Source organism: Flavobacterium chryseum (assembly GCF_004362015.1).
Classification (GTDB): domain Bacteria; phylum Bacteroidota; class Bacteroidia; order Flavobacteriales; family Flavobacteriaceae; genus Flavobacterium.
Map to the genome: position 1 here is coordinate 1 of NZ_SNWW01000029.1, position 3,421 is coordinate 3,421.

General features: G+C 34.4%; 4 protein-coding genes. 2 read left to right on the forward strand and 2 right to left on the reverse strand.

The genetic code is table 11. From position 1 onward, the window contains the following. Together EV143_RS21880 and EV143_RS21245 are read left to right on the forward strand one after the other, a co-directional pair. On the forward strand, window positions 1-879 hold an 879-nt coding region (locus tag EV143_RS21880), incomplete at its 5' end, for an RHS repeat-associated core domain-containing protein (protein WP_243739929.1). A 4-nt stretch (window positions 880-883) separates the two neighbouring features. Beyond that, window positions 884-1,444, forward strand: a complete 561-nt coding sequence (locus EV143_RS21245; RefSeq protein ID WP_133509906.1) for a hypothetical protein — start codon at window positions 884-886, stop codon at window positions 1,442-1,444. Window positions 1,445-1,611: 167 nt separating this feature from the next. Here the strand turns inward: EV143_RS21245 and EV143_RS21250 are convergent, their stop codons facing one another. After that, window positions 1,612-2,856, reverse strand: coding sequence for a relaxase/mobilization nuclease domain-containing protein (locus EV143_RS21250; protein WP_133509907.1), 1,245 nt, complete (start codon window positions 2,854-2,856; stop codon window positions 1,612-1,614). After that, on the reverse strand, window positions 2,844-3,236 hold the full coding sequence (locus tag EV143_RS21255) for a plasmid mobilization protein (protein ID WP_133509908.1): 393 nt from the start codon (window positions 3,234-3,236) through the stop codon (window positions 2,844-2,846). The genes EV143_RS21250 and EV143_RS21255 overlap by 13 nt, the downstream gene beginning before the upstream one ends. Between the last annotated feature and the right edge of the window lie 185 nt (window positions 3,237-3,421).

The window sequence follows — 3,421 nt, forward strand, 5'->3', positions numbered from 1 at the left end:
GTTCTTGAAATTATCGAAGAAAATAATTATTATCCTTTTGGATTAAAGCACAAGGGGTATAATGACTATGTGGCTACTAATAACAAGTATAAGTACAATGGCAAGGAGCTTCAAGACGAGCTGGGGCTTAACATGTATGATTATGGAGCAAGAAATTATGACCCTGCATTAGGTCGTTGGATGAATATTGACCCGCTGGCGGAAAAATCACGTAGATTCAATCCGTACACTTATGCTCTAAATAATCCTGTTTATTTTATTGACCCAGATGGTATGATGGCAGGAACACCTCCACCACCAGATTGGTTTGTTAATAGTCAGACAGGAGAAGTGATTCACAATAAAAACGAAACTAAAGGCTATGAAAATAAATTAGGTGGAAATTGGGAACATCTTGCAAAAGAGAAAGAAATTGTAGATACAAATCCTAAGAATAATAAGGAAGGAAATGTTAAATATTCAGCCGAACAGTCAGCGAATTTAATGGAAAAAAATGATAGAGAGTTGGCACCTAAAACAGTTTTATCTGAAACAACTGTAAGAACAACAGTTAGTGCTATCACTCCAGGTGGAGCTGTAACTGTTCAAAATACAACTACTGATGAAATTTGGGCAAATGTTACTTATGTCCCTACAGGTAGTCAGTCCAAAACTGAAAGTTCAACAATTCTCCAGGATGAAACATTATCTAATGGTTATTCACAAGTTAAAATTTCAGAAAAATCATATTCAGCGCCAAGTATCGTTGCTGATGTTATGAATTTTTTAGGTAACTTACTTTACCCAGATGGTAGCAATGAATCAAAACATTATGTAAATTGGAAAAATTATCCAAAAGATGGAAAACTTAACGAATTTAAAAAAGCTATAAGCAACTAAAACCATGAAGACATTTCTCGGAATCTTATTTTTTACTATTGTTTCATGTGGACAAAATGACTCTGCTAAACAAACACAATTTTTAAAGTTTAAAAACACAATTATTCCCTCAATATTTAATACATATCCAATTAGCGAAGAAGAAATTAATAATTCTGAGGTGCAAATTATAAACTACACGGATTCTTATAAGTATTTAGGCTATGCTAGTATATTCCAAATTTATAAATATACAGATGATGAATTTATCAAACATCATAATAATATAATTAGTAAATCAAAAATAACTATTGATTATAATGAAAAATGTAATTTTATTATTCCAGATACAGTAGATAATTATCATAAGTTATGTACAGGGGAAGATAAGCCAGCGATCCCATCAATAGATAACAATGCTAATAAATTAAATAGATTCGTAAACAAAGACAGTAAATTTTACGTTCTAGACTACGGAAATAAGAACATATTTAAGGAAATTGTTTCAAAGCAGAATCGTTTTTCCGTAGGTGCAATCGTTGATGAGAACAATAAAACAATCTTATATTGGATAATAGCTTTATAGTATTAGTTCAATTTGAAATCGATAAGCAAAAGCCATTCCTTAAACAGAGTGGCTTTTGTTGGTAATGTATCAGATGTGTTGGTGGTTAATTATTGCATCTAACATTTGGATGTGCTAACGAAAATTGGAGACATAGTTAAGGGTGTAATTTTACACCCTTAACTATTTTAAATCCCTTTATAAAGTCTCTTTTTCTTTTTTTGTTTAAATTGTTTAGATACATAATCATTTATTTTTTCTCCACGTAGCAGTATATCTGCCAAATTTTCTTTTACGTACTCTTTTAATTCAATATTTTGAAAGTTCTCTGAATTATTTGCAATTGAATTCTGATTTTTTCTTTCAATCGAAAGAATGTTCATGGCACAGTTTTCCTGAATTCCTTTTGCACTGAATTCTTTTCCCAGACTGCTTCCGTTGAAAACGGATCTGGTTTTATGGTCAACATAAGTTATTCCGTAAAGCTGTCCTTCATTGTTTTTTCGTAATATCATGTGAATGCTTTCTTGTTCCAATATCTTGGATAACTTTTCGAGAGAAATTATGTCTTCACGAAAGAAAGCCAGTTTTATGGCATTCTTTACATTTTTTTTACAAGATTGTTTCTCTGCGTCATTAGTTTTAAATTTCTCTTCCAGAAATTTTAAGGTGGGTTTTCTGTAGAATTCACTGGCTTTTATCGGAACGCCTATCGGTTTTGAATTCTGGTCAAGTATCTTGTAAAGCAGTCCATTATTTTTAAAAACTCTCGATTCCTCACTTCCTCTGTCAGCATGAACATTATAGAGGTTTAGGACTGCATTGAGCTCGGGCAGGCTTGAATATTTATAGTCAAACAAAACCTTGTTTAAAACTGAATTGATCGCCTTTCTGGACTCTACTTTTCCGTATTGGACTCTGCCGACATCTATCGGATTTAACGAAAATTGTTCTTTCTGTTTTCTTCCTTCAGCTTTTACAAGCCCGAACATTTCCTCAATTTCTTTTCGGGCAGGTTCTGATTTTCTGATCCCTAATAAGTGCAGATCGATTCTTTTTCCGTCTCTCTGAATGTTGTTTGTCACTATATGGCAGTGCGGATGCCCTGCATCATAATGCTGATACACCAGATAAGGCTGTCTGCCGAAGCCCAGTTTTTCCATATAGACATCCGCAATTTCAGCCAGTTTTTCTTTCGAATGATTCTCCGAGGGATCAAAGTTGAGCGAGATATGCACCGAATTCCGCTTCGCATTGGTATTGAGCTCTGCCAGTTTTAGAAAGCGGTTTAATTTTGAAGTGAAATTCAGTTTTTCCAGTTCCAGCGGATAATTCACAGCACTTATGCATTCCGCTTTTCCGATCTCAACTTTATTTTCGTTGTAAGTCAGAATGCCTCTTATGGACGAGCTTGTTTTTATCACTGCAACCATTTTTCTGCTATTTTCTGGGTGTGACCTGATACTTCTTCCATTTTATCAAAAAGCCTTTTTCTCTGGATTTCGAACAGATAAAGATGTCCTTTAAAATCAGGAACTGTTTTGAGCGTGTTTATCTTTCGGGCAATCTGATTGATATTATTGCCGATTGCCCGTAATTCGGAAGTAAGTACAGAAGTCTCTTCCATCAGTTCGTCTAAAGACTGATTTCTGTAGGTGGCAATAATAGGTTTGTTGAATAAGTGGCTTCTGATATGATCACTTAATTTTAGGCAGGTGCTTGCTCTGAATCTTTTTTCCAGCTCGGCATACTCCAAGGGAGTGAATCGCAGTCCCACGATTCGTGTTCTGTTTGAATTTTCTCTTTCCATCATTTTTCATTTTCATTGTTATCAAACTCTTTGCTTTTAAGTTTCTCCACCGCCGAGTTTCGAGGCAATGGGTGGCAAGATAGGCGGTTGTTAAACAACCGTTCATCTTGCCGACTGCAGGAACGTGGCAATCTTTGAGATTTTTTTAAAGCAGGTTTCTAATTTAAATAAAATATTTAAAAGTTTGA

Bases quoted from the DNA above. Each gene is read 5' to 3' on its own strand.
- EV143_RS21245 (WP_133509906.1), top strand. From the start codon at position 884: ATGAAGACATTTCTCGGAATCTTATTTTTTACTATTGTTTCATGTGGA.
- EV143_RS21255 (WP_133509908.1), bottom strand. From the start codon at position 3,236: ATGATGGAAAGAGAAAATTCAAACAGAACACGAATCGTGGGACTGCGA.
- EV143_RS21250 (WP_133509907.1), bottom strand. From the start codon at position 2,856: ATGGTTGCAGTGATAAAAACAAGCTCGTCCATAAGAGGCATTCTGACT.